Consider the following 21,970-nt stretch of genomic DNA (forward strand, 5'->3'; position numbering starts at 1 on the left):
CACCGGGGCGTCCCCAAAGGTCCGCGCACGCACCCACGGCCGTGGGTGCGGGCCCGCGCAGATCGTGCCCCGATCGTGTACCGCTCGAACTCCTGGGTCGGCAGCCGACCCCAGTGTTGTCCCGGGGCTGCTGTGAGTCACCACACAGCCTCCGCTCGCATAGCCCCCGCACCTGCGTGGCAGACTGGGGGTACCTCCCGGCCGAAGGCTGGGGGGACGTACCAGTGACGTCAGCGCACTCCGGGGTCGGTGAAAGTCCGAACCGGCGGTTACAGTCCGCGACCCGGCCGCAGCCAGCGGTCGGTTGACCAGGTGAGATTCCTGGACCGACGGTTAAAGTCCGGATGGGAGGCAGTGCGCGGCGGGCCGTAACCGGTGCACCGCCACAGGTGGCGGTCCCGTTCCGGAGCGAAGCAGAAACCGGAGCGGGCCCCTCCCATTCTGGTGGTCGTTCCCGGACACGCGTCCGTCCCAAGTCCCGTAGCAGCCCCGGAGTCCGTGCCCGAAGAGGCAGGAGGACCCGGTGGCCCCCCACCCCCAAGCGCCGTACGCGCCGCAGGCGGAGCGCGACGCGATGCGCCGTGCCATCGCTCTTGCCGCGCGGGGACTCGGCTCCACCAGCCCCAACCCCGTCGTCGGCTGCGTCGTGCTCGACCAGGCGGGCCGCATCGTGGGGGAGGGCTGGCACCAGCGCGCCGGCGGCCCGCACGCCGAGGTCCACGCACTCGCCGAGGCGGGCGAGGACGCCCGCGGGGGCACCGTTGTCGTCAGCCTCGAACCCTGCGACCACACCGGGCGCACCGGCCCGTGCGCGCAGGCGCTCATCGACGCGGGCGTCTCCCGCGTCGTCTACGCCGTCCCCGATCCCAGCCCGGGAGCCGCGGGCGGGGCGCTGACGCTGGCCGCCGCCGGTATCGACGTCGAGGGCGGGCTGCTGGCCGACGAGGCCGCCGCCGGCAACGCCGCCTGGCTGACCTCCGTACTGCACGGTCGCCCCTACGTGACCTGGAAGTACGCGGCCACGCTCGACGGCCGTACGGCCGCGGCCGACGGCTCCAGCCGCTGGATCACCTCCGCCGAGGCCCGTACCGACGTGCATCGGCTGCGCGCCGAGTCCGACGCCGTGCTCGTCGGCTCCGGCACCGCCCGCGCCGACGACCCGCACCTGGCCGTCCGCGATGTGCCCGGCGCCGTCCAGCCGCTCCGCGTCGTCGTCGACACCGAGGCGACCGTCGTCAAGGCAGGATCCCGCGTGCTCGACGATGCGGCGCCCACTCTCATCGCCGTCGCCCAGGACGCGGACACCGCCGCGCTGGAGGCCGCCGCAAGCGCGAGCCCGGCCGAGGTGCTGCGGCTGCCCCGCGCTGCGGACGGCGGCGCCGGGCTCGACCTGGACGCGCTGCTGACCGCCTTGCAGACCCGCGACGTGCGCGCCGTGCTGCTGGAGGGCGGCGCCACCCTGGCGGGCTCCTTCGTCGCCGCCGGGCTGGTCGACCGGGTGGTCGGCTACATCGCGCCCGTGCTGCTGGGCGCCGGGCGACCCGCGCTGGGAGAGGCCGGAATCAGCAGCATCGCGCAGGCGTTGCGGCTCACGGTGAGCGACACCGTGCGGCTCGGCCCCGACCTGCGGATCACCGCCGTCGGCAGCACGGCGCCCCAGACGGCCCGTACGGCTGCCGCCGTCACCACCGCCACCGCCGAACAGACCGAGCAGTCCGAGCAGTCCGAGGAGTTCTGAGTGTTCACCGGAATCGTGGAAGAGCTGGGCGAGGTCGTCGCCGTCGAGGACCAGGGCGCTTCGGCCCGGCTGCGGCTGCGCGGACCGCGCGTCACCGCCGACGTACGGCACGGCGACTCGATCGCCGTCAACGGCGTGTGCCTGACCGTCGTCGAGACGAGCGACGGCGAGTTCACCGCCGACGTCATGGCCGAGACCCTGCACCGCTCCAGCCTCGGGGCACTCGCTGTGGGCTCGCCCGTCAACCTGGAGCGTCCCATGGCGCTCGGCGGACGGCTGGACGGCCACCTCGTCCAGGGCCACGTCGACGGCACCGGCACCATCACGGCACGGCACGACGCGGACAGCGGGACGGACATCACGGTCGGCCTGCCCGAGGGGCTGGGCCGGTACCTGGTCGAGAAGGGCTCCATCACCGTCGACGGCATCAGCCTCACGGTCGTCGAGGCCACCGACGACCACTTCACCGTCTCCCTCATCCCCACCACGCTCGCGCTCACCACCCTCGGCACCAAGCAGCCCGGCGAGCCGGTCAACCTCGAGGTCGACGTCCTCGCCAAGTACGTCGAGCGGCTGTTGGGCACTTCGGCGCAGGGCGTCCCGCAGGCGCAGGGCGTCCCGCAGCAGAACGAGGCGACCCGATGAGCGGTTTCCACTGGTTGAACCAGGAGGCGTTCGCCGCCTTCGGTCAGCACGTCATCTGGTCCGACATGCTCGGCAACCTCATGGGTCTGCTCGGGCTGGCGCTGGGCTGGCGGCGCTCCATAGGCACCTGGCCGGTGCAGCTGCTGTCCGGACTGATACTCGTCGGCGCCTTCGCCTCCGCCCAACTGGCAGGCGGCGTCGGCAAGCAGCTCCTGGTCATCGGGGTGGCGCTGTGGGGCTGGCGGCAGTGGCGGCGCGGCAACCAGCAGGCACAGGACGGCTCCATCGCCGTACGGTTCGCCACCTGGCGCGAACGCGGCCTGCTGGCGCTCGGCACCGCACTGGGCACCGCCGCCGTCGGCACCCTCTTCACTCTCGTCCCGGCCCTCTCCTGGAGCCCCTGGGCGGACGCCTACATCTTCGTCGGCACGCTGGCGGCGATGGTGGCCCAGGCCCGCGGTCTGGTCGAGTTCTGGTTCGCCTGGCTGCTGGTGGACGTGGTCGGGGTGCCGCTCGCCTTCAGCAGCGGACTGGCCTTCTCCGGCCTGGTCTACGTCGTCTACCTCGGCCTCGTCGTATGGGGCCTGCGCGCCTGGTGGCTGCGCTCCCGTGTGGATGCCCGCGCCCTGGCCGCCGCGCGCGCGGAGCCCGCGCTCCCCTCCGCAGGAGCCGCCCTGTGAACGGCAGCCGGAGCCGCGCCATGGACGCGGAGCACGCCACCCAAGCGCACCACCAAGGAAGGAGCACGCCCATGACCGCGCTGCCGAACTGGTACGACGCGCCGCCTGCCCCGCGCCTCCCGCTCCCGGAGGAGCCGGCGGAGGCCGACGCGGGGTTCGCGCTCGCGCTCGACCCGGTCGAGGAGGCGATCCGCGACATCGGTGAGGGGCGCCCGGTCGTGGTCGTCGACGACGAGAGCCGGGAGAACGAGGGCGACCTGGTGATGGCCGCCGAACTGGTCACCCCTGAGCTCGTCGCGTTCATGATGAGCGAGTGCCGCGGCCTGATCTGCACCCCCATGGAGGGCGCCGACCTGGACCGGCTGGCGCTGCCGCAGATGGTCGCCGAGAACACCGAGTCGATGGGCACCGCGTTCACCGTCTCCGTCGACGCGACGAGCGCGCACGGCGTCACCACCGGCATCTCGGCGGCCGACCGCGCCGCCACCATCCGGCTGCTCGCCGACCCCGACACCACCCCCGAGGACTTCGTCCGGCCCGGCCACGCCTTCCCGCTGCGCGCCAAGCCGGGCGGGGTACTCGTCCGCGCCGGGCACACCGAGGCGGGCGTCGACCTGGCCCGGCTGGCCGGGCTGCGGCCCGCCGCCGCCATCGTGGAGATCGCGGGCGAGGACGGCACCATGCTGCGGCTGCCGGAACTGGTGCCGTTCGCGCGCAAGCACGGGCTGCGGATCATCTCCATCGAGGACCTGATCGCCTACCGCCGCTCCGCCGAGCCCACCGTGCGCCGTGAGGCAGCGACCCGGCTGCCCACCCGGCACGGCGAGTTCCGCGCCTACGGCTACCGCTCGATCGTCGACGGCGTGGAGCACATCGCGCTCGTTACCGGCGACATCACCGGCCCGGAGGACCTCGCGGACGCCGCGGGCGGCGAGGACGTCCTCGTTCGGGTGCATTCGGAGTGCCTGACCGGTGACGTCTTCGGCTCCCTGCGGTGCGACTGCGGGCCCCAGCTGGAGGCGTCCTTGGAGCGCGTCCAGCAGGAGGGCCGGGGCATCGTGCTCTATCTGCGCGGACACGAGGGCCGGGGGATCGGGCTGCTGTCCAAGCTGCGCGCCTACGAGCTGCAGGAGCGTGGCCGCGACACCCTCGACGCCAACCTCGAACTCGGGCTTCCCGCGGACGCGCGCGACTACGCGGCTGCCGCGCAGATCCTCACCGACCTGGGCGTCAAGTCCCTGCGGTTGATGACGAACAACCCGGAGAAGACCGCCGCGATGGTGCAGCACGGGCTGCGCGTCACCGGGCGGGAGCCGATGCCCGTGCAGGCGGGCGAGCACAATCTGCGCTACCTGCGCACCAAGCGCGACCGGATGGGGCACGACCTGCCCTGGCTGGACGCCGAGCGCACCTCCCCCTGCGGGTCGCAGTAGCCGGCGACCAACGCCCGTATAAAGAACCCATATCCCCATAAAGCACCACCAACAGCACCAGCACACACTTCAAGCACGAGGAGCACCGTGAGCGGCAAGGGCGCACCCGAACTGACCGTCAAGAACTGCCAGGACCTGCGCGTGGCCGTGGTCGCAGCGCAGTGGCACCAGCAGGTCATGGACGGCCTCGTCGACGGCGCCCTGCGGGCGCTGCGCGAGCTGGGCATCGACGAGCCCACCCTGCTGCGCGTCCCCGGCAGCTTCGAGCTGCCCGTCGTCGCCAAGGTCCTGGCCGACCGCGGATACGACGCGATCGTGGCGCTCGGCGTCGTCATCCGGGGCGGCACCCCGCACTTCGACTACGTCTGCCAGGGCGTCACCCAGGGCCTCACCGAGGTGTCGGTCCGTACCGGTGTCCCCATCGGTTTCGGCGTCCTGACCTGCGACGACGAGGAACAGGCTGTGGCCCGCGCCGGGCTGCCCGGCTCCACCGAGGACAAGGGGCACGAGGCGGTCACGGCCGCCGTGGCCACGGCCGCGACCCTGCGCACGGTCGCGGAGCCCTGGCGGTGAGCGCTCCCCGGTACCGCGTAGGCTGAGAGCCACCATGGCGAACAAGACGTTTGAGCAGCTCTTCACCGAGCTGCAGCACAAGGCCGTTCACGGCGACCCCAGCACCTCCCGTACCGCCGAGCTCGCCTCCCAGGGCGTGCACTCCATCGGCAAGAAGATCGTGGAGGAGGCGGCCGAGGTATGGATGGCCGCCGAGCACGAGGGTGACGAGCGCACCGCCGAGGAGATCTCGCAGCTCCTCTACCATCTCCAGGTGCTGATGGCCGCCAAGGGCCTCTCGCTCGACGACGTATACGCTCACCTCTGAGCCTGTCCGTCGCCTGTCCGTCCGAGTCTCAGCCCGTCTCCTCCTGCTTCTTTCTCCCCTTCACGACCTTCACGAACAAAGGAAGCTCATGCTGCGCATCGCCGTCCCCAACAAGGGTTCTCTCTCCGGCCCTGCCGGGGAGATGCTGCATGAGGCCGGGTACCAGCAGCGCAAGGCGACCAAGGAACTCGTCCTGGTGGACCCGGAGAACGAGGTCGAGTTCTTCTACCTGCGCCCCCGCGACATCGCGATCTACGTCAGCTCCGGGCGGCTGGACATCGGCATCACGGGGCGCGATCTGCTGCTGGACTCCGGGGCGCAGGCCGAGGAGGTCCTCCCCCTCGGTTTCGCCCGCTCCACCTTCCGCTACGCCGCCAAGCCCGGCACCATCGCCGGCCTCGACGACCTGGCCGGGTTGACGGTCGCCACCTCCTACGAGGGCATCGTCGCCAAGCACTTGGCGGACAAGGGCCTCGACGCCTCCGTCGTCCACCTGGACGGCGCCGTGGAGACCGCCATCGAACTGGGCGTCGCACAGGTCATCGCGGACGTCGTGGAGACCGGCACCTCGCTGCGCAACGCGGGCCTGGAGATCGTCGGTGAGCCGATCCTCCAGTCCGAGGCGGTCGTCATCCGGCGCACCGGAGCCGACCCGCACGGACCGAAGGTGCAGCAGTTCCTGCGCCGCCTCCAAGGCGTCCTGGTGGCCCGCAGCTACGTGATGATGGACTACGACATCCGCGCCGAGCACCTGGAAGAGGCCGTCGCCCTCACCCCGGGTCTGGAGTCGCCGACCATCTCCCCGCTGCACGACCAGGGCTGGGTGGCCGTCCGCTCCATGGTGCGCACCACCGAAGCACAGCGGATCATGGACGACCTCTACGATCTGGGCGCCCGCGCCATCCTCACCACGGGCATCCACGCCTGCCGCCTGTGACCCGCGACCGGAGCACGCTGATGACCGACAGCCCCGGGGTTCCCGCGCTCCCCGTCACGTTCCGGCCCACCCGCACCCGTGCGGTGCTGCTGACTGCCGGGCTCGCCGCGTTCGCCGCCATCACCGTCGTCTCGCTGATGCTTCAGCTGGGCGGTGGTGAGCGGGCCGGCTTCATCTTCACCGCCGCGCTCTTCCTAGGTGTGCTGGTGCTGTTGAGCCGCCCCCGGGTCACCGCGGACGAGGACGGGGTGACGGTCGTCAACCTGACGACCAAGCGGCGTCTCGAATGGGCGCAGGTGCTCGCCGTCCATCTGCGGCCCGGCGACCCGTGGGTCTTGCTGGACCTCGCCGACGGCACCAGCCTGCCCGCCATGGGCATCCAGCCGGGCATCGCCAAGCGGCAGGCGCTCGCCGACGCCCGTGCCCTGCGCGCTCTCGTCGACCACAAGGGCACCACCCCGCCGGGCGCCGCGGAGAACGGAGCACCGAGCGGCGCCGCCGACGACACCGGGAACGACGCAGCGGGCGACGCCGGGAAGTAGCGGCCCTGCCGCCGGGGTCGGCAACCCCGGCGCGGTGCCGCGCGTCTTCGCGGGACGAGACCGAATGTCTACTCTGTTGCCCATCGGCATGAGCCGCCCCGCGCTTGTGCGGGCACCTGCGAACCGAGGAGTGACCACCTCCAGCGATGGACGGATCGTCCTGTAGTACGTGCGCCGCGTCCCGTCTTGGTGGGGGCGCGGCATGACCCTCCCGCTAGTGCTGCTCGGTGTGGCGTTCCTGCTCGTCCTCGCCAACGGCTTCTTCGTCGCGGCGGAGTTCGGGCTCGTGACCGTCGAGAAACCCGAGGCCGAACGTGCCGCCGCACTGGGCGACCGGAAGGCCCGCGCCGTCGTACGGGCCCTGCCCGAGCTGTCGTTCCAGCTCTCCGGCACCCAGCTCGGCATCACCCTCACCTCTCTGGTCACCGGCATGCTCGCCGAGCCCGCGCTGGCCCGGCTGCTGGACGGGCCGCTGATCGCGGTCGGGGTGCCGCGCGGCGCGGTCGGCGGAGTCGCCGTCGGAACCGGCATGCTGACCGCGTCCGCCGTCCAGATGGTGATCGGCGAACTGGTCCCCAAGAACTGGGCCGTCTCCAGACCGCTGGCGGTGGCCCGGTTCGTCGCCCGTCCGCAGCGGCTCTTCTCCCGCACGTTCCGGCCCGTGATCGCGGGTCTGAACGCGGCGGCCAACCGTATGGTGCGGCTCCTCGGTGTCCAGCCCGCCGAGGAACTGGCCTCGGCACGCACCCCCGGCGAACTCGTCTCCCTCGCCCATCACTCGGCCCGCGCCGGTGCCCTCGAACAGGACACCGCCGACCTGTTCGTGCGCACCCTGGCGCTGGGCGGGCTGACGGCACAGCACGTGATGACGCCCCGGGTGCGGGTCAGCGCCCTGCAAGCGCTGGCGACCGCGCAGGACGTCCTCAACCTCACCCGTGCCACCGGGTTCTCCCGCTTCCCCGTCTACCAGGACACGCTGGACGAGGTCGTCGGCATGGTGCACCTCAAGGACGCCCTCGCGGTGCCCGCGCACCTGCGGCTGCACACGCCCGCGGCCCGCATCGCCGTGCCCGCGCTGCTCGTTCCGCAGACCGTCCCCGTACAGCAGCTGCTGGCGCGGCTGCGCAGCGAGCAGCCCATCGCCGTCGTCGTGGACGAGTACGGCGGCACGGCAGGCGTCGTCACGCTGGAGGACATCGTCGAGGAGATCGTCGGCGAGGTACGGGACGAACACGACGGGCAGCTCTACGACGAACTGCCCGAACTGGCCCCGGCGCCGCCCGACGCGGAGGGCCGCCCCGCATGGGAGGCCGACGGCGGGTGCCGGGTGGGCGCGCTGCGCGGTATCGGCCTGGAGGTGCCCGAGGGCCCGTACGAGACGGTGGCCGGGCTCGTCGCGGACCTGCTCGGTCGCATCCCCGCGCCCGGTGACACCGCACAGCTGCGGGTGCCGCACGCCCGCGCCGGAGAGGGCGCGCAAGAGGGCGGCCAGGAGTGGCAGCTGCGGGTCCGGCATGTGGCGCACCACCGTGCCGAGCGGGTTCGCATCGTGGCTCCGCACCGCGCCGGAAGCCCCGCCGCCGGTGGCCCCGCGGACCGCGTCGGCGGTGATCCGGCGCGCCCGGCGCGGAGCATGGAGGCGGTGGCGTCATGAGCGTCCTCCAACTCCTGTTCGCCGCGCTGCTCGTGCTCGCCAACGGCTTCTTCGTCGGCGCCGAGTTCGCGCTCGTCTCCGTACGCCGCAGCCAGATCGAACCCCTCGCGGCCGAGGGCTCCGTGCGCGCCCGGCGGGTGCTGCGCGGGCTGGAGACGCTGCCGCAGATGATGGCTGCCGCACAGTTCGGCATCACCGTGTGCTCGCTGACGCTGGGCGCTGTCGCCGAACCGACGCTGGCGCACCTGCTGGAGCCCGCCTTCCATGCCGTACGGCTGCCGCAGGCGCTGGTGCATCCGGCGGGGTATGTGATCGCGCTGGCGGTGGTGGTCTTCTTCCACCTGGTGGTGGGCGAGATGGTGCCCAAGAACCTCGCCATGGCGGCTCCTGAGCGCACCGCGCTGTGGCTCAGCCCTGCACTGGTCGCCTTCGCGCGGCTGACCCGGCCGGTGACCGTGGCGCTGGGCGCTTGCGCCACCGTCATCCTGCGGCTGTTCCGGGTCGAGCCGAAGGACGAGGTCGCCGCAGTCTTCACCAGCGAGCAGCTCAACCAGCTGGTGAAGGACTCCCGGCAGGCCGGCCTGCTCGAACCCGACGAACACGAACGGCTGGCCGACGCGCTGGAACTGGGCTCCCGGCCGCTGACCGACGTACTGCTGGGCCGCACCGAACTGATCACCGTCGGCACCGACGTCACCCCGCGCCAGGTGGAGGAACTGACGGTGCGCACCGGCTACTCCCGCTTCCCGGTACGCGCCGACGACGGTGGCTTCCTCGGGTATCTGCACGTCAAGGACGTACTCGATCTGGAGGAGACCGACCGCGCGGTGCCGCGGCGGCTGTGGCGGCCCATGACGACGCTGCGCGGCGAGCTGCCGCTGGACGACGCACTCACCGCCATGAGGGCCGGCGCCTCGCACCTGGCGGCCGTCGCCGACACTTCGGGGCGGGTGCTGGGGGTGGCAGCGCTGGAGGACGTGCTGGAGAGGCTGGTCGGCGAGGTGCACGACCCCGCCCACACCGGCCCGGCCAGGCCCGGACCGGCACCCTTCACCCCTGCCGCGGCAGGCGGCGCCTTCAGCCCGGCGGCGGCTGCGGCCCGGGGCGAGGACCGTCAGGACCCCGTCCCGACAGCACCTCCCCGTACGCCTGCATGAGGTCGGGCAGCCGCAGCGTCGCCAGGTCGTCGCGGGTCGGGGTGCCGGAGTAGCCGGACAGCCGCAGATCGCGGTAGGCGCAGCTCTTCTCGTAGAGGGTGCGCAGGAAGCGGCCGTTGCCCAGCTCGTCGATCCAGCCCTGGTCGACGACATGCCCGCTGATGCTGCGCAGCTCCTCCAGCGCCTCTTCGTCCCATACGTCGCCGTTGTCGGCGGCCAGCACTTCGCCGATCGCCGTCAGCTCCAGCGGGCGGTAGCTGGGGAAGTCGACCCGGGTGGTGAAGCGGGACGAGAGGCCCGGGTTGGCGGCCAGCAGCCGGTCCATGCCCTCGGGGTAGCCCGCCAGGATCACCACCAGCTGATCCCGGTTGTCCTCCGCGCGTTTGAGCAGCACCTGCAGCGCCTCGTCGCCGTACGCGTCGCCCTTGGTGTAGCCGGAGTTGGAGAGCGCGTACGCCTCGTCGACGAACAGCACCCCGCCGAGCGCCGAGTCGATCAGTTCGTTGGCCTTGACCGCTGTCTGCCCCAGGAACTCGCCCACCAGGTCGGCGCGTTGCGCCTCGACCAGATGGTCGCCGCCCAGCAGGCCCAGCGCGTAGAAGGCCCGGCCCAGGATGCGGGCCACCGTGGTCTTGCCCGTGCCGGAGGGGCCGGAGAAGACGAAGTGCCGCTTCGGCGGCTGCACCGGAAGACCCTGCCCGGCCCGCAGCCGCGCCATGTGCAACTGTGCGGACAGCGCCCGTACTTGGCGCTTGACGGGCTCCAGGCCGACCATCCGCTCCAGCTCCTCCAGCGCCTGCGCCAGCAGCACCGGATCGGAGGGGCCCGTCGGCAGCCTGCCGTCACCGCCCCGGCCGCCGCCCGCGGGCGCGCGCTCCCGCAGCACACTGGTGTCCACCCGGACGGGCTCGGCGGGGTCCCCGGAGTCCTCCAGGCGCAGTCCGTCGGCATCCGGGTCCATCACCGGGTCGGCGGACTCGGCCGCGTCGCCCAGCTCCGCTTCCGAGCCGTCCTGTGCGGCGCCGGGCGGTCCCGGTCCGCCCGCCTGCGGCGGCCCGTCGCGGTGCGGTCCGCCCGGGCCCTGGCGGAGCCCGCTGTCGTTCCGGGGCCCCGTGCCGTCGTCGGTGCGGCCCTGGCGCTGTTCCGGGGGAACGGTGCTGTCGGCCGGATCCGCGGGCTGCGCCGGGTCGCCCGGCGCCTCGGGGCCGCCGTCGAAAAGCTCCTGCGTCGAGTTCCCCGCCGCCCCGTCCGGCCCTCCGCCCAGGCCGCCCGTAAGGACCGCGGCGGCCAGGTCCTCTGCCGTACCACCCACCCCGTCGCTCTCGGCGATGGTCGTCAGCCGCGCCGCCGTGTCCATGAACGTCGGGTCGATACGGTGCACAGCGCGGTACAGCGGCAGCGCTGCCGCGCTACGGCCGGTGCCCTCGCGGGCGCGGGCCAGCCAGTAGCGCAGCTCCTTGCGCTGCGGCTGCTCACTGCGGCAGCGCATCAGCGCAGCGGCCAGCAGCGGTTCGGCCTGCCCGTACATCTCCAGCCGCACCCGGGCCATGCCCGCGAACAGCCCCGCCTCGATGCCCAGCATCGGGTCGTCCACCAGCGGCTCGGTGTGGGCGACCAGTCCCTCCCAGTCCTTGGCCAGATAGGCGCGGCAGGCGTGCAGGAACCGCACCTGCGGATCGGTGTCCACCGGGGGGCAGCCGGCCAGGGCGCGGTCGAGCTCGGCGACATGGCGGCCGTCCAGCCAGTGCGAGGCGTGAGCCAGCAGCAGATCGCGCTCGTATTCGAGCACCGGCTGCACCCACCAGCCAAGCCAGTACCAGGAGTTGAGAGTGCGTCCGTGCCGGGCGCGCTGTTCGCCGAAGCGGTCCCTGTGGTGGTACATCCGCAGCAGCGCGGTCGCGGTGTCTGCGCGCAAAGCGTGCAGTCCCAACCAGGCGTCGGCCATCCCGGGATCGAGCCGCACCGCTGTACGGAACTCCTCCTCGGCCTGGGCGTATCCGCCGACCGTGTACGCGTCCACCCCGCGAAGCCAGGCGAGTTCGGCCGGGGCGTGCAGGCCCTGGGGGTCCTGCGTGCCGAAGTTCATCACGTCCCCCACGAAACGTCCCCCGTCATCTGCCGGTTATCACCCGGGGTTCCCACGCTGTTTCGCATCGTACCCGTGCTCAGGGCGCTGTCGAAGGGGCGGCGTACACGGCTTCCCAGGAGGCATAACGGGCGGCAGCAGGAGGCATGCCGACGGATTAGCGGGGCGGATGCTTCCGCAAAAGCGCTACGAAGAGTGAGGGAAATGCGAGAGTTCCCTTCCGCTTAATTGCGTCGGGGCAGAACGAAGCCCCCGGTCACGGGGGAACAACCGGGGGCTTCGCGTTTGAAGACGGCCTGCGTAGGCCGCTCGTTGGAAAAGTAATCGGTCGAGCGCCAATGGTCAAGCCGCTCGGTTGCACGGAGTGCCACTGGGCCGCTGTCAACTGCCATGAGTTATACGGAGGGTCATATTCAACGCCGAGTCGGGCGTCTCTTCCGCCTTCTCCCGTATCTCATAGCTCATAGGCCCCTTGTCCGTTTCCCGCACCAGGAAGTCCGCGAACGGGCGCGAAGGGTCGGCCGCGAAGTGTGCGCGCTCCGCGGGAATCCACTGCGCCCAGAAATCGCGCTGACCCGCACCGTCCCGCCGTCGGCCGCGGCGCCACGCGGTCCCGGCCGCCATGTCCGCCCACAACAGGCAAGCCAGATAGGGCCGTAGCGCGGCCCGGCCCGCTCCCACTCCCTCGACGAGGATGACCGGAGCGGGCGGCAGCACCGCCTCCGTCGAATAGACACGCGCCACCCAGTCGTACACCACGTAGCGTGCAGGGGCGCCCCGCTCCAGCGGCGCGAGAACCTGCCTGGCGAGCCGCTCGGTCCAGTCGAACAGCGCCTCATGGCAGGCCAGATCGTCGAGATGCAGCACCGGTGCCCCGCCGAGCAGCTCCGAGAGCCGCCGCGCCAGCGTGGTCTTGCCCGACCCGGCGTGCCCGTCCACGCCCACCAGCCGCACCGGCCCGCACGAGGCGGGCAGCGCGGCAAGCCGGTCGGCGAGTGCTTCAAGGGGGAGTGGAGCGGGCATCTCACCAGCGTACGTCGGGTCGCACGGGTGTGCGGCGGCGTCCCGTCCCTCCCCGGCCGACACGCTCCGTCACTGGCTGGGCCAATGACGACGGCATGCCGAGCGGCCGAAGCCCTGGCACGCGCCTGGCTCAGCCGCGATAGTTGGCTTCCGCGTACGGCCGGGTACGACCGCCGGGTACGACCCAGAACGACGCCGCGCACCCGAACGACGCCGCGCACCACCTGGGACCGGCCCACGCACCACATGTGACCGACAGCACGCAGCACCTGTGACGACCGCCGCACCGACCCACGACTGGGGGCACTCCGCATGACCAGCAGATCCGCCAACCGCCGTACCGTCCTGGCCGCCGCTGTCGCCGCGGCAGCCTCGGCAGTCGCGGCCCCCGCCGCCCTGGCAGCCGACACCCGGTCGGGTGGAACCACCGGCCGCCCGGCCAAGCCCGGCCGGCCGGGGAAGGCAGGGAACGTGGAGTTCCACAACTGGGCGTCGCAGCGCGACTGGGCCTCGGGCAAGGCCAACGGAACCCGCGTCGTGTCGGACGGGCGTCCCGGCATCGTCCTGGCGTCCCCCGCGGGCAGCACCGATTACAAGGACCCGCACACCGGCAAGAAGGCCAGCTGGGAGTACGCCACCTGGACCTCGCCCGCGCACACTTGCGCCGTACCCGCCGGCGAAGCCATCGCCTCCTGGAACGCCCACACCCCCAAGGGCACTTGGGTCCGGATCGAGCTGAAGGGCACCTACACGGACGGCAAGGCCACGCCCTGGTACACCATGGGCATCTGGACTTCGGGCGACGGCGACGACGTGCCGCGCCGCACCTCGGTCGACGGGCAGAAGGACGGCAAGAGCTCCATCTCCACCGACACCTTCGCCATCGACGACCTGGCCGGCGGGCTGCGGCTGAAGTCCTACCAACTGCGGCTGACCCTCTACCGTGCCCCCGGCAGCAAGGCCACCCCCACGGTCTGGCGGGCCGGCGCCATGTGCTCCGACGTACCCGACCGCTTCGAGGTCCCCGCCTCCGAGCCCGGTCTGGGCAAGGCGGTCGAGCTGAAGGTGCCGCGCTACTCGCAGGAGATCCACAAGGGCCAGTACCCCGAGTACGACAACGGCGGCGAGGCTTGGTGCAGCCCCACCTCCTCGCAGATGATCATCGAGTACTGGGGCCGTAAGCCCACCGCCGAGGACCTCGCCTGGGTCAACCCCGACTTCGCCGACCCGCAGGTCTGCCACGCCGCGCGCTACACCTTCGACTACCAGTACGAGGGCTGCGGCAACTGGCCCTTCAACGGCGCCTACGCCGGCACCTACCGGAACATGAACGGCATCGTCACCCGGCTGAACTCCCTCAACGACGCCGAGGAACTCGTCGCCGCGGGCATCCCGTTGATCACCTCGCAGTCCTTCATCGAGTCCGAACTGGACGGCGCGGGCTACGGCACCGCCGGCCACCTGATGACCGTCGTCGGCTTCACCAAGACCGGCGACGTCATCGCCAACGACCCCAACTCCCCGGACAATCCCTCGGTCCGCCACGTCTACAAGCGCCGCCAGTTTGAAAATATCTGGCTCCGCACCAAGCGCAAGAACGCCGACGGCAAGGTCGTCGGCGCCACCGGCGGCGTCTGCTACCTCTACTTCCCGACGGAGCTGACCACCGCTCAGAAGCGGGTGCTGCAGAAGCACGGCGTGCACTGAGCCGGTCGGCGATCGACCGTGACCTCGGGCAGGGGCACGGCGACGGACGGCACGGTGACGGTGACGACTGAACGGCCAGGCGTGGCCTGGCCGTTCAGTCATGGTGGGGTGCCGGTGTGGCTAGCGGTTGTCGTCCTTGTGCGCGTCGTGGACCAGCGCGTCGACCCGGCTGAGGACCTGGTCGATGATGTTCAGGCCCTCGCGGGCCTCGGATTCGGTGATGGTGCACGGCGGCACGAGGTGGATGCGGCCCGAGTTGGCGAACGGCAGCAGTCCCAGTTCCTTCGCCGTGCGGACGGCCTCGGCCATCACCGGGCTGCTGCCCCCGGTCGGCGCGACGGGTCGGCGGGTGTGCGGGTCCGTGACGAGCTCGATGGCCCAGAAGACGCCGCGTCCGCGGACCTGGCCCACGCTGGGGTGCTTCGTGGCGAGCCGTGCGAGTTCGGGGCCGAAGACCTCGCTGCCGATCCAGCGGGCGTTGTCGATGATGCCGTCGCGTTCCATGACGGTGATCGCTGCGACGGCCGCCGCACACGCCAGGGGGTGCCCGGAGTAGGTGAGCCCGCCGGGGTAGGGGCGGTGCGCGAAGTGGTCGGCGATCCAATCGCTGATGACCACACCGCCCAGCGGCACATAGCCGGAGTTGACACCCTTGGCGAAGGTCAGCAGGTCGGGGACCACGCCTTCGTCACCGCAGACGAACCATGCGCCGGTGCGGCCGAAGCCGGTCATCACCTCGTCGACGATGAACGCTATGCCGTACCGGTCGCACAGCTCCCGTACGCCGGCGAGATAGCCCGGCGGGGGCAGCATGATGCCTGCGGTGCCGGGGATGGCCTCCAGCAGGACCGCGGCGATGGTTTCCGGCCCCTCCAGCTCGATGACCTGCTCGAGGTGTGCGAGCGCCCGCCGGCACTCCTCCTCCTCGGTCGTCGCGCCGAAGTGGCTGCGGTACAGGTAGGGGCCGAAGAAGTGGACCACCCCGGAGGTCGCGTCGTCGTTCGGCCAGCGACGCGGGTCCCCGGTCAGATTGATCGCGGTCTGCGTTCCGCCGTGGTAGGAGCGGTAGCGGCTCAGTACCTTGGGCCGGCCGGTGGCCAGGCGGGCCATGCGGACGGCGTGTTCGTTGGCGTCGGCACCGCCGTTGGTGAAGAAGACCCGGTTCAGGTCGCCGGGAGCGCGTTCGCAGATCAGGCGGGCTGCCTGCGAGCGCTGGTCGTTGGCGTGCTGCGGGGCGACGGTGGCCAGGGTGCGGGCCTGGTGGGCGATCGCCTCCACGACGTAGGGGTGCTGGTGGCCGATGTTGGTGTTCACCAGCTGCGAGGAGAAGTCGAGCAGCCGGTTGCCCTCGCCGTCCCAGACGTAGGAGCCCTCGGCGCGGGTGATGATCATGGGGTCGAGGGCGGCCTGTGCGGACCAGGAGTGGAAGACGTGCCGGCGGTCCAGCTCGTAGGTCCGGGCGACCGCGCGGGTGTCGAGCTCTTGATGGAGAAGGGTCATCGCGGCGCCTCCTTCAGGCGGTCTGCGGGAAGCCGAGGTTGAGGCCGCCCTGGTCGGGGCCCCGCCAGCGGGTGGTGACGACCTTGCCGCGGGTGAAGAAGTGCACTCCCTCTGTGCCGTGCGCGTGTGTGTCCCCGAACAGCGAGCTCTTCCAGCCGCCGAAGCTGTAGTACGCCATCGGCACGGGGATCGGCACGTTGATGCCGACCATGCCGACCTCGACCTCGTTGTGGAAGCGGCGCGCGGCTCCGCCGTCGTTGGTGAAGATCGCCGTGCCGTTGCCGTACGGGTTCGAGTTGATCAGTTCGAGGGCCTCGTCGTAGGAGTCGACCCGCAGGACGGACAGGACCGGCCCGAAGATCTCGTCCGTGTAGCAGCTCATGTCGGTGGTGATGCGGTCGAGCACCGTGGGGCCGAGCCAGAAGCCGTCCCGGCCGCCGTCGGCGTCGACCGTGCGGCCGTCGACGACCAGGCTCGCACCGTCCTGCTCGGCCTGGTCGATGTAGGAGGCGACCCGGTCGCGGTGCGCCCCCGTCACCAGCGGCCCCATGTCACAGTCCCGGGTGCCGTCACCGGTCCTGATGCCCCGGGCGCGCTCGGCGATCTTCGCGACCAGCTCGTCGGCGATGTCGCCGACCGCCACAACGGCAGAGATGGCCATACAGCGCTCGCCCGCCGACCCGAACCCGGCGTTGACCATGGCATCGGCGGCGAGGTCGAGATCGGCGTCGGGCAGGACCACGGCGTGGTTCTTGGCTCCGCCCAGAGCCTGCACCCGCTTCCCGTTGGCGGTTCCCGTGGCGTACACGTACCGGGCGATCGGGGTGGATCCCACGAAGCTGATGGCCTTGACGGCCTGGTGGGACAGCAGCTCGTCGACCGCGGTCTTGTCGCCCTGCAGTACGTTGAACACGCCGGGGGGCAGCCCGGCATCGGCCCACAGTTCGGCCAGCCACAGAGCGGCCGAGGGATCCTTCTCGCTCGGCTTGAGCACCACGGTGTTGCCGGCCGCGATCGCTACGGGGAAGAACCACATGGGCACCATGGCGGGGAAGTTGAACGGCGAGATGATGCCGACCACCCCGAGCGGCTGCCGGATCGAGTTCACGTCCACCCCGGTCGAGGCGTTCTCGGTGAACCCGCCCTTGAGCAGGTGGGGGATGCCGCAGGCGAACTCCACCACCTCCTGGCCGCGGGTGACCTCCCCCAGCGCGTCGGACAGCACCTTGCCGTGCTCGCCGGTGATGATCTCGGCGAGCTCGTCCTTGCGCTCGTTGAGCAGCTCACGGAACCGGAACACGATCGAGGTCCGCTTTGCCAGCGAGGTGTCGCGCCAGCCGGGGAAGGCGGCCGCAGCCGCCTCGATCACCGTGCGTGAGTCCTCCGTATCAGCGAGTGCCACCTCGCGCGTCACCGCACCGGTCGCCGGGTTGGTCACCACGTCGGCACGGCCGCTGGTACCGGGGAACGGCTTGTTGTTGACCCAATGCCCGATGCGTGACAGATCGCTGGTCGCCACTGCTTCCCTCGCCTTCGCTTGATCACTCATGAACCCGCAGGTCCGGGGCCGGGTGGCCGACGACCTGTGTGCTGCGAGGGTGCCAGAATCCGGGCTTTCGGACTGTAAAAATGCATGGCCAATTACTTACACTTCGTAAATGCAGCCGACGATCCGGGAAGTCCTCACACTCCCTGTCATGGCCACGGGCCGACCGCACGTCATCGGCGGCCGCGAGCACCTCGACCGTCCGGTCCGCTGGGTCCACATCAGCGATCTCGCCGACCTCACCGATCTGCTCGAGGGCGGCGAACTCGTGCTGACCACCGGCCTGCCGCTGGCCGGCGGCGCCCGCCAGGCATCCGCCTACCTGGCCATGCTGGCCGAGCAGGGCGTGGCGGGCCTCGTGGTCGAACTGGGTACCCACCTCAAGACCGCGCCCGACCATCTGGGGCACCTGGCCGACTCGGCCCGGCTCCCGGTGGCGGTCCTGAACACCAAGATCCGCTTCATCGAGGTCACCCAGCAGGTGCACCGGCTGATCGTCGCCGACCAGTACGACGAGGTGGAGTTCGCCCGGACCACCCACGAGGTCTTCACCTCCCTCAATATCGCCCGCGCCTCCATCACGGACATCGTCACGCGCGCAGCAACGACCCTGGGCGCGCCCCTCGTGCTGGAAGATCTCAGCCGGCACGTGCTGGCCTTCTGCGCCGTGGACACCCCGACCGCGCACCTGCTGGACCAGTGGGCCGAACGATCACGCCTCCACGACTCCGCGGGCACCCCCACCAGCGGGTCCACATGGTCGGCCGTCCCGGTGGGTGTCGGTTCCGAACGCTGGGGGCGGCTCGTGCTGCCCATGCAGGCACCGAACGCGTCCCGTGCGCGCATGGTCCTCGAACGCGCCGCACAGTCCCTCCAGCTGCACCGGATGATCCAGCAGGAGCGCGAAGCCCTCGTCGTCCACGCGCTCGGCGGCCTCCTCGACGATCTGCTCAGCGGCCGGATCACCGACGACGCCGAGGCCCGGGCCCGGGCGAGCGCCCTCGGCCTCACCCCGAGCACCCGATACGTCCCGCTGTCCGTACGTGTCCCACGACGGCCCGACACCGACGCACTCGGCCAGGGCGAAATCGACCGCCGCCTGCTGGCCGCCGTCCGCCAGGCAGCAGCCGCAGCAGGCCAGAGCGCGATCGCCGCCATCCGCCGCGAGGGAACCGTCTCGGCGATCATGTCGTGCCCCGCCAGTGACAGCACCGACGCCGCACTCGGCACCGTGTGCACCGGTCTGCGTGAGCGGTTGACCGGACACGGCGGCGCGGACGGCTGGGTCGCCGGCACCGCGCCCGCCGCCCAGAGCCTCATCGCAGCGGCCCAGGGCCTCACCGAGGCGGAACACGTTGCCGACGTGGGGCTGACCATGCCCGACGCCAACCGGCTGTACCGCTCGACCGACGTACGCCTGCGCGGACTTGTCGCCCTGCTCCGCAACGACCACCGCGTACAGGCGTTCGCCGAGACCGAACTGGGCCGCCTGCTCGACCACGACGCCCGCACCGGCGAGGACCTCTTGGCCCTGCTGCGCACCTACCTCGACTGTGCCGGCTCCAAGACGCTCACCGCACGCCTCACCGGCCTGAGCCGCCCCACCCTCTACAGCCGTCTACGGACCATCGAGCGCATCCTGCGCGTCTCCCTGGATTCCGCCGAGTCACGTACCTCGCTGCACACCGCACTCATGATCGTCGACGCTCGCTGACGGTTGGTGGTCTCGGCAAACTCGGCTTGGTGCTCCGGGAACTCGGCCACCCAGCGGCAGGAGCGGCAGCGGACCGGCTCACGGGGGTGGCTTCCGTACGGAGGTCAGCGACGCGGGGGATTCCTGCGGGGTGTGCTGCTCGTACGATCCGGGCCGGGTCGGCGTTCTCGACGCCGATCGCCGTCGACCGGATCGTTTCCGGGCCCGTGCGGCCGGGGTCGCCGTCGAGGGTGTGCGCCGTGCCGGGAGTCGTGGCTTCCGGCACGGCGCGGCGGGTGGTGCGGTGCCGGCGCGGAGTTGCGCCGGGGAGGACCGTCCGGCGGTTACGGGAAGGTGAGCTTGAAGCTGTTGATGTAGCCGGTGTCGGCCGGGCCCTTGTCCTGGACCCTCAGCTGCCAGTCGCCGTTGGCGTTTTCCGCCGAGGCGTCGACGGAGTAGGTGGTGTCGATGTTCGGCGTCGGGTCGGCTGCCACGCTGTGCAGTCGGTAGGCCCTGCCGCTCGGACCGATCAGGTCGATCTGGAGGTCACCGCTGTAGGTGTGCACGATGTTCACGCCCACCTTGAGGCTGGTGGGGGCCCGCCCGGTCAGCCCGGTGGTGGTGACCTTGGAGGTGACGGCCGCGCCGGGGTAGTCCGGGATGGCGACGTCGGTGTCGTTGGCGAACGTCTTGCCGCTGCCCGGGTCGCCGCCGCCGGAGCGGGCGCCGACGGCCACCCCTGCCCAGGCGTCCGCCACCGCCTTGTACTCGGCGCTGCTGGTGCCGTACAGCTCACCGGCCACCGCGAGCGTCCCGGTGCGTGCCGAGGCGTAGTTGGTGGTCGAGGTGAACTTGGTGGTCAGCGCCTTGTACCAGATGAGTGCGGCCTTTTCGCGGCCGATGCCGGTGACCGGGAGACCGTCGGCGGTGGGCGAGTTGTAGCTGACACCGTTGATGACCTTGGCGCCGCTGCCCTCGCTCAGCAGGTAGAACCAGTGGTTGGCGGGGCCCGACGAGTAGTGCACGTCGATGTTGCCGATGCCCGCGTACCAGTTGTCCTTGGACGCGCCGTCCTTGCTGGGCTTGTCCTGGTGGCGCAGCGGGGTGCCGTCGCCGTTGATGTCGATCTTCTCGCCGATGAGGTAGTCACCCACGTCCGAGGAGTTGCCGGCGGAGAACTCCACCGCCGTCGCCAGGATGTCCGAGGTCGCCTCGTTCAGACCGCCGGACTCGCCGCTGTAGATGAGGCCCGCGGTGGCCGAGGTGAGGCCGTGGGTCATCTCATGCGCTGCGACGTCCAGCGAGGTCAGCGGTTTGGCGTTGCCCGAGCCGTCGCCGTACGTCATACAGAAGCAGCTGTCGCTCCAGAACGCGTTGACGTAGTTGTTGCCGTAGTGGACCCGGGAGTACGCGCCCTTGCCGTCGCCGCGGATGCCGGAGCGGCCGAAGGCCGCCTTGTAGTAGTCCCATGTCTCGGCCGCGCCGTAGTGGGCGTCGGCGCCGGCGGTCGCGGCGTTGGACGGACTGCCGTTGCCCCAGGTGTCGGAGGACTGGGTGAAGAGCGAACCGGTGCCGGACGTCCCGCGGTTGAGGTTGTAGGTCTTGTGGGCGCCGCGGTCGTTGTCGGTCAGCGTGTAGTTCGAGCCCGACTGGGCGGTGCTCAGGCTGACTTGGCCGCTGTACTGGGTGTTGCCGATGCCGTTGTGGACGGCCTGCCACTGATAGAGCTTCCTGCCGGAGCGGGCGTCGGTGACCACGTGCAGCTCGTTGGGCGTGCCGTCGTCCTGGAGCCCGCCGACGACCGTCTCGTAGGCGAGGGCCGGCCTGCCCTCGGCCAGCCATACGACCTTGCGCGGTGCGCGGTCGGCGTCGGTCTTCTGCGAGCCCGCGGCGTCGGCGGCCTTGAGCGCCTGCCGCTCCGCCGTCGCGGGGCGCACGCGGGGCTTTGCGGGGACGTTCTTCAGCGCGTGCTTCGAGGCGCGGAGGACCTCTTCGGTGCTGCCCTTCTCGGTGGTCTCGACGACGAGGTCACCGCCGAGGACGGGCAGCCCGTCGTAGGTGCGCTCGTAGCGGGTGTGGACGGTGCCGTCGCGGTCCTTGAGCACGTCGCGGACGACCAGCTTCTCCTTGGCGCCGAGATCCAGCTTCTCGGCGGTGGCGGCCTTCTTGCTGTCGGCCTTCCGCAGCAGTGCGGCGCGCTGGGCGGGCGAGAGCTTGGCGGGCAGGGCCCCGGTGTCGGCTCCCTTGGCGGCGGCCACCTTGGCGGTGGCCCGGCCCTGGTCGTCGGCCGTCGCCGGTCCGGTCTGGACGGCTGTCGAGAGCAGCGCGGCAACGGCGCCGAGCGCGATGCCGGCGGACGCCTTCGGGTGCGCGAGACGTTGGGGGAGACGTCTGTGGGAGGTGGTGGAGCCTCTGTGGGAGGTTGATCTTCGCAATGCTGACTCCTTCTGCGGGCCGCAGGGTTGTGCGGCCGGGGAGACCGGGCGGCGGATGACCGTCCGGGCAGATCTCGGCAGAACAAGGCAGAGCAAGGCAGAACTGGTGGAACCAGTGGAACGGGTGGAACGGGCGCGGCGGTCGGAGCCGCCCGAATGCCGCGTGGGGGAACGGCCGCTGCTTTCGCGGGGTTGCGCGGCGGCCAGTCGCAGAGTGCCACCCGGATGAGCGTCTGTCAGGAGCGCATCGGGGATTGGCCGGAAACGGTCCGTTGTCCGTAGTGAAGCGTTCGCTGTCCGGACAGTTCACTGCC

At 71.3% G+C, this 21,970-nt stretch carries 17 protein-coding genes and 1 riboswitch; of the genes, 12 read left to right on the forward strand and 5 right to left on the reverse strand.

Features of this window, described 5'->3' with window-relative positions:
• Nucleotides 1–231: 231 nt before the first annotated feature.
• Nucleotides 232–362: riboswitch (FMN riboswitch) on the forward strand.
• 212 nt (nucleotides 363–574) lie between these two features.
• The 10 genes from ribD to ACTWP9_RS31230 all read left to right on the forward strand — a co-directional run bounded on the left by ribD (nucleotide 575) and on the right by ACTWP9_RS31230 (nucleotide 9,666).
• The gene (gene ribD / locus ACTWP9_RS31185) at nucleotides 575–1,738 is read left to right on the forward strand and encodes a bifunctional diaminohydroxyphosphoribosylaminopyrimidine deaminase/5-amino-6-(5-phosphoribosylamino)uracil reductase RibD (RefSeq protein ID WP_443249738.1); all 1,164 of its coding nucleotides are present in this window, start codon (nucleotides 575–577) and stop codon (nucleotides 1,736–1,738) included.
• A complete protein-coding gene (locus ACTWP9_RS31190) occupies nucleotides 1,739–2,383 on the forward strand; it encodes a riboflavin synthase (RefSeq protein WP_443249675.1) in 645 nt (214 codons plus the stop codon). It abuts the gene before it with no gap.
• Nucleotides 2,380–3,063, forward strand: a complete 684-nt coding sequence (locus ACTWP9_RS31195; protein ID WP_443249676.1) for a nicotinamide mononucleotide transporter family protein — start codon at nucleotides 2,380–2,382, stop codon at nucleotides 3,061–3,063. Before ACTWP9_RS31190 ends, ACTWP9_RS31195 begins: the two co-directional genes overlap by 4 nt.
• Nucleotides 3,064–3,134: 71 nt before the next feature.
• The gene (locus tag ACTWP9_RS31200) at nucleotides 3,135–4,496 is read left to right on the forward strand and encodes a bifunctional 3,4-dihydroxy-2-butanone-4-phosphate synthase/GTP cyclohydrolase II (RefSeq protein ID WP_443249677.1); all 1,362 of its coding nucleotides are present in this window, start codon (nucleotides 3,135–3,137) and stop codon (nucleotides 4,494–4,496) included.
• A gap of 87 nt (nucleotides 4,497–4,583) precedes the next feature.
• On the forward strand, nucleotides 4,584–5,069 hold the full coding sequence (gene ribH, locus ACTWP9_RS31205) for a 6,7-dimethyl-8-ribityllumazine synthase (protein WP_443249678.1): 486 nt from the start codon (nucleotides 4,584–4,586) through the stop codon (nucleotides 5,067–5,069).
• Between the two features lie 34 nt (nucleotides 5,070–5,103).
• On the forward strand, nucleotides 5,104–5,376 hold the full coding sequence (locus tag ACTWP9_RS31210) for a phosphoribosyl-ATP diphosphatase (protein ID WP_443249679.1): 273 nt from the start codon (nucleotides 5,104–5,106) through the stop codon (nucleotides 5,374–5,376).
• Between the two features lie 88 nt (nucleotides 5,377–5,464).
• Nucleotides 5,465–6,313 carry an ATP phosphoribosyltransferase gene (gene hisG / locus ACTWP9_RS31215; protein WP_443249680.1) on the forward strand — a complete coding sequence of 283 codons (849 nt, stop codon included), beginning with the start codon at nucleotides 5,465–5,467 and terminating at the stop codon, nucleotides 6,311–6,313.
• 20 nt (nucleotides 6,314–6,333) lie between these two features.
• Nucleotides 6,334–6,855, forward strand: a complete 522-nt coding sequence (locus tag ACTWP9_RS31220) for a PH domain-containing protein (protein WP_443249681.1) — start codon at nucleotides 6,334–6,336, stop codon at nucleotides 6,853–6,855.
• A 202-nt stretch (nucleotides 6,856–7,057) separates the two neighbouring features.
• Nucleotides 7,058–8,509 (forward strand): hemolysin family protein, encoded by a 1,452-nt coding sequence (locus ACTWP9_RS31225; RefSeq protein WP_443249682.1) that lies wholly within the window; start codon nucleotides 7,058–7,060, stop codon nucleotides 8,507–8,509.
• A complete protein-coding gene (locus ACTWP9_RS31230) occupies nucleotides 8,506–9,666 on the forward strand; it encodes a hemolysin family protein (protein WP_443249683.1) in 1,161 nt (386 codons plus the stop codon). The genes ACTWP9_RS31225 and ACTWP9_RS31230 overlap by 4 nt, the downstream gene beginning before the upstream one ends.
• Here the strand turns inward: ACTWP9_RS31230 and ACTWP9_RS31235 are convergent.
• Together ACTWP9_RS31235 and ACTWP9_RS31240 are read right to left on the reverse strand one after the other, a co-directional pair.
• The gene (locus tag ACTWP9_RS31235) at nucleotides 9,587–11,752 is read right to left on the reverse strand and encodes an AAA family ATPase (protein ID WP_443249739.1); all 2,166 of its coding nucleotides are present in this window, start codon (nucleotides 11,750–11,752) and stop codon (nucleotides 9,587–9,589) included. The genes ACTWP9_RS31230 and ACTWP9_RS31235 overlap by 80 nt on opposite strands.
• Nucleotides 11,753–12,133: 381 nt before the next feature.
• Nucleotides 12,134–12,775, reverse strand: coding sequence for a uridine kinase family protein (locus tag ACTWP9_RS31240; RefSeq protein ID WP_443249684.1), 642 nt, complete (start codon nucleotides 12,773–12,775; stop codon nucleotides 12,134–12,136).
• Between the two features lie 312 nt (nucleotides 12,776–13,087).
• Here ACTWP9_RS31240 and ACTWP9_RS31245 point away from each other — a divergent pair, with 312 nt between their 5' ends.
• A complete protein-coding gene (locus ACTWP9_RS31245) occupies nucleotides 13,088–14,482 on the forward strand; it encodes a peptidase C39 family protein (RefSeq protein ID WP_443249685.1) in 1,395 nt (464 codons plus the stop codon).
• Between the two features lie 120 nt (nucleotides 14,483–14,602).
• Here the strand turns inward: ACTWP9_RS31245 and ACTWP9_RS31250 are convergent, their stop codons facing one another.
• Entirely contained in the window at nucleotides 14,603–15,982 is a 1,380-nt protein-coding gene (locus tag ACTWP9_RS31250) for an aspartate aminotransferase family protein (RefSeq protein WP_443249686.1), read from the reverse strand.
• A 13-nt stretch (nucleotides 15,983–15,995) separates the two neighbouring features.
• Nucleotides 15,996–17,531: a CoA-acylating methylmalonate-semialdehyde dehydrogenase gene (locus ACTWP9_RS31255; RefSeq protein WP_443249687.1), complete on the reverse strand. Its 1,536-nt coding sequence runs from the start codon at nucleotides 17,529–17,531 to the stop codon at nucleotides 15,996–15,998.
• Nucleotides 17,532–17,640: 109 nt separating this feature from the next.
• Here ACTWP9_RS31255 and ACTWP9_RS31260 point away from each other — a divergent pair, with 109 nt between their 5' ends.
• The gene (locus ACTWP9_RS31260) at nucleotides 17,641–19,242 is read left to right on the forward strand and encodes a PucR family transcriptional regulator (protein ID WP_443249688.1); all 1,602 of its coding nucleotides are present in this window, start codon (nucleotides 17,641–17,643) and stop codon (nucleotides 19,240–19,242) included.
• Nucleotides 19,243–19,565: 323 nt separating this feature from the next.
• Here ACTWP9_RS31260 and ACTWP9_RS31265 read toward each other — a convergent pair whose 3' ends face one another.
• On the reverse strand, nucleotides 19,566–21,656 hold the full coding sequence (locus ACTWP9_RS31265; protein WP_443249689.1) for a M4 family metallopeptidase: 2,091 nt from the start codon (nucleotides 21,654–21,656) through the stop codon (nucleotides 19,566–19,568).
• Nucleotides 21,657–21,970: the final 314 nt, after the last annotated feature.

The sequence above is a fragment of the Streptomyces sp. 3N207 genome, assembly GCF_052246355.1.
GTDB lineage: Bacteria > Actinomycetota > Actinomycetes > Streptomycetales > Streptomycetaceae > Streptomyces.

Coding starts and splice junctions, on each gene's coding strand:
- ribD (WP_443249738.1), top strand. CDS start 575: ATGCGCCGTGCCATCGCTCTTGCCGCGCGGGGACTCGGCTCCACCAGC.
- ACTWP9_RS31195 (WP_443249676.1), top strand. CDS start 2,380: ATGAGCGGTTTCCACTGGTTGAACCAGGAGGCGTTCGCCGCCTTCGGT.
- ACTWP9_RS31200 (WP_443249677.1), top strand. CDS start 3,135: ATGACCGCGCTGCCGAACTGGTACGACGCGCCGCCTGCCCCGCGCCTC.
- ACTWP9_RS31210 (WP_443249679.1), top strand. CDS start 5,104: ATGGCGAACAAGACGTTTGAGCAGCTCTTCACCGAGCTGCAGCACAAG.
- hisG (WP_443249680.1), top strand. CDS start 5,465: ATGCTGCGCATCGCCGTCCCCAACAAGGGTTCTCTCTCCGGCCCTGCC.
- ACTWP9_RS31220 (WP_443249681.1), top strand. CDS start 6,334: ATGACCGACAGCCCCGGGGTTCCCGCGCTCCCCGTCACGTTCCGGCCC.
- ACTWP9_RS31225 (WP_443249682.1), top strand. CDS start 7,058: ATGACCCTCCCGCTAGTGCTGCTCGGTGTGGCGTTCCTGCTCGTCCTC.
- ACTWP9_RS31230 (WP_443249683.1), top strand. CDS start 8,506: ATGAGCGTCCTCCAACTCCTGTTCGCCGCGCTGCTCGTGCTCGCCAAC.
- ACTWP9_RS31235 (WP_443249739.1), bottom strand. CDS start 11,752: ATGAACTTCGGCACGCAGGACCCCCAGGGCCTGCACGCCCCGGCCGAA.
- ACTWP9_RS31240 (WP_443249684.1), bottom strand. CDS start 12,775: ATGCCCGCTCCACTCCCCCTTGAAGCACTCGCCGACCGGCTTGCCGCG.
- ACTWP9_RS31245 (WP_443249685.1), top strand. CDS start 13,088: ATGACCAGCAGATCCGCCAACCGCCGTACCGTCCTGGCCGCCGCTGTC.
- ACTWP9_RS31250 (WP_443249686.1), bottom strand. CDS start 15,982: ATGACCCTTCTCCATCAAGAGCTCGACACCCGCGCGGTCGCCCGGACC.
- ACTWP9_RS31255 (WP_443249687.1), bottom strand. CDS start 17,531: ATGAGTGATCAAGCGAAGGCGAGGGAAGCAGTGGCGACCAGCGATCTG.
- ACTWP9_RS31260 (WP_443249688.1), top strand. CDS start 17,641: ATGCAGCCGACGATCCGGGAAGTCCTCACACTCCCTGTCATGGCCACG.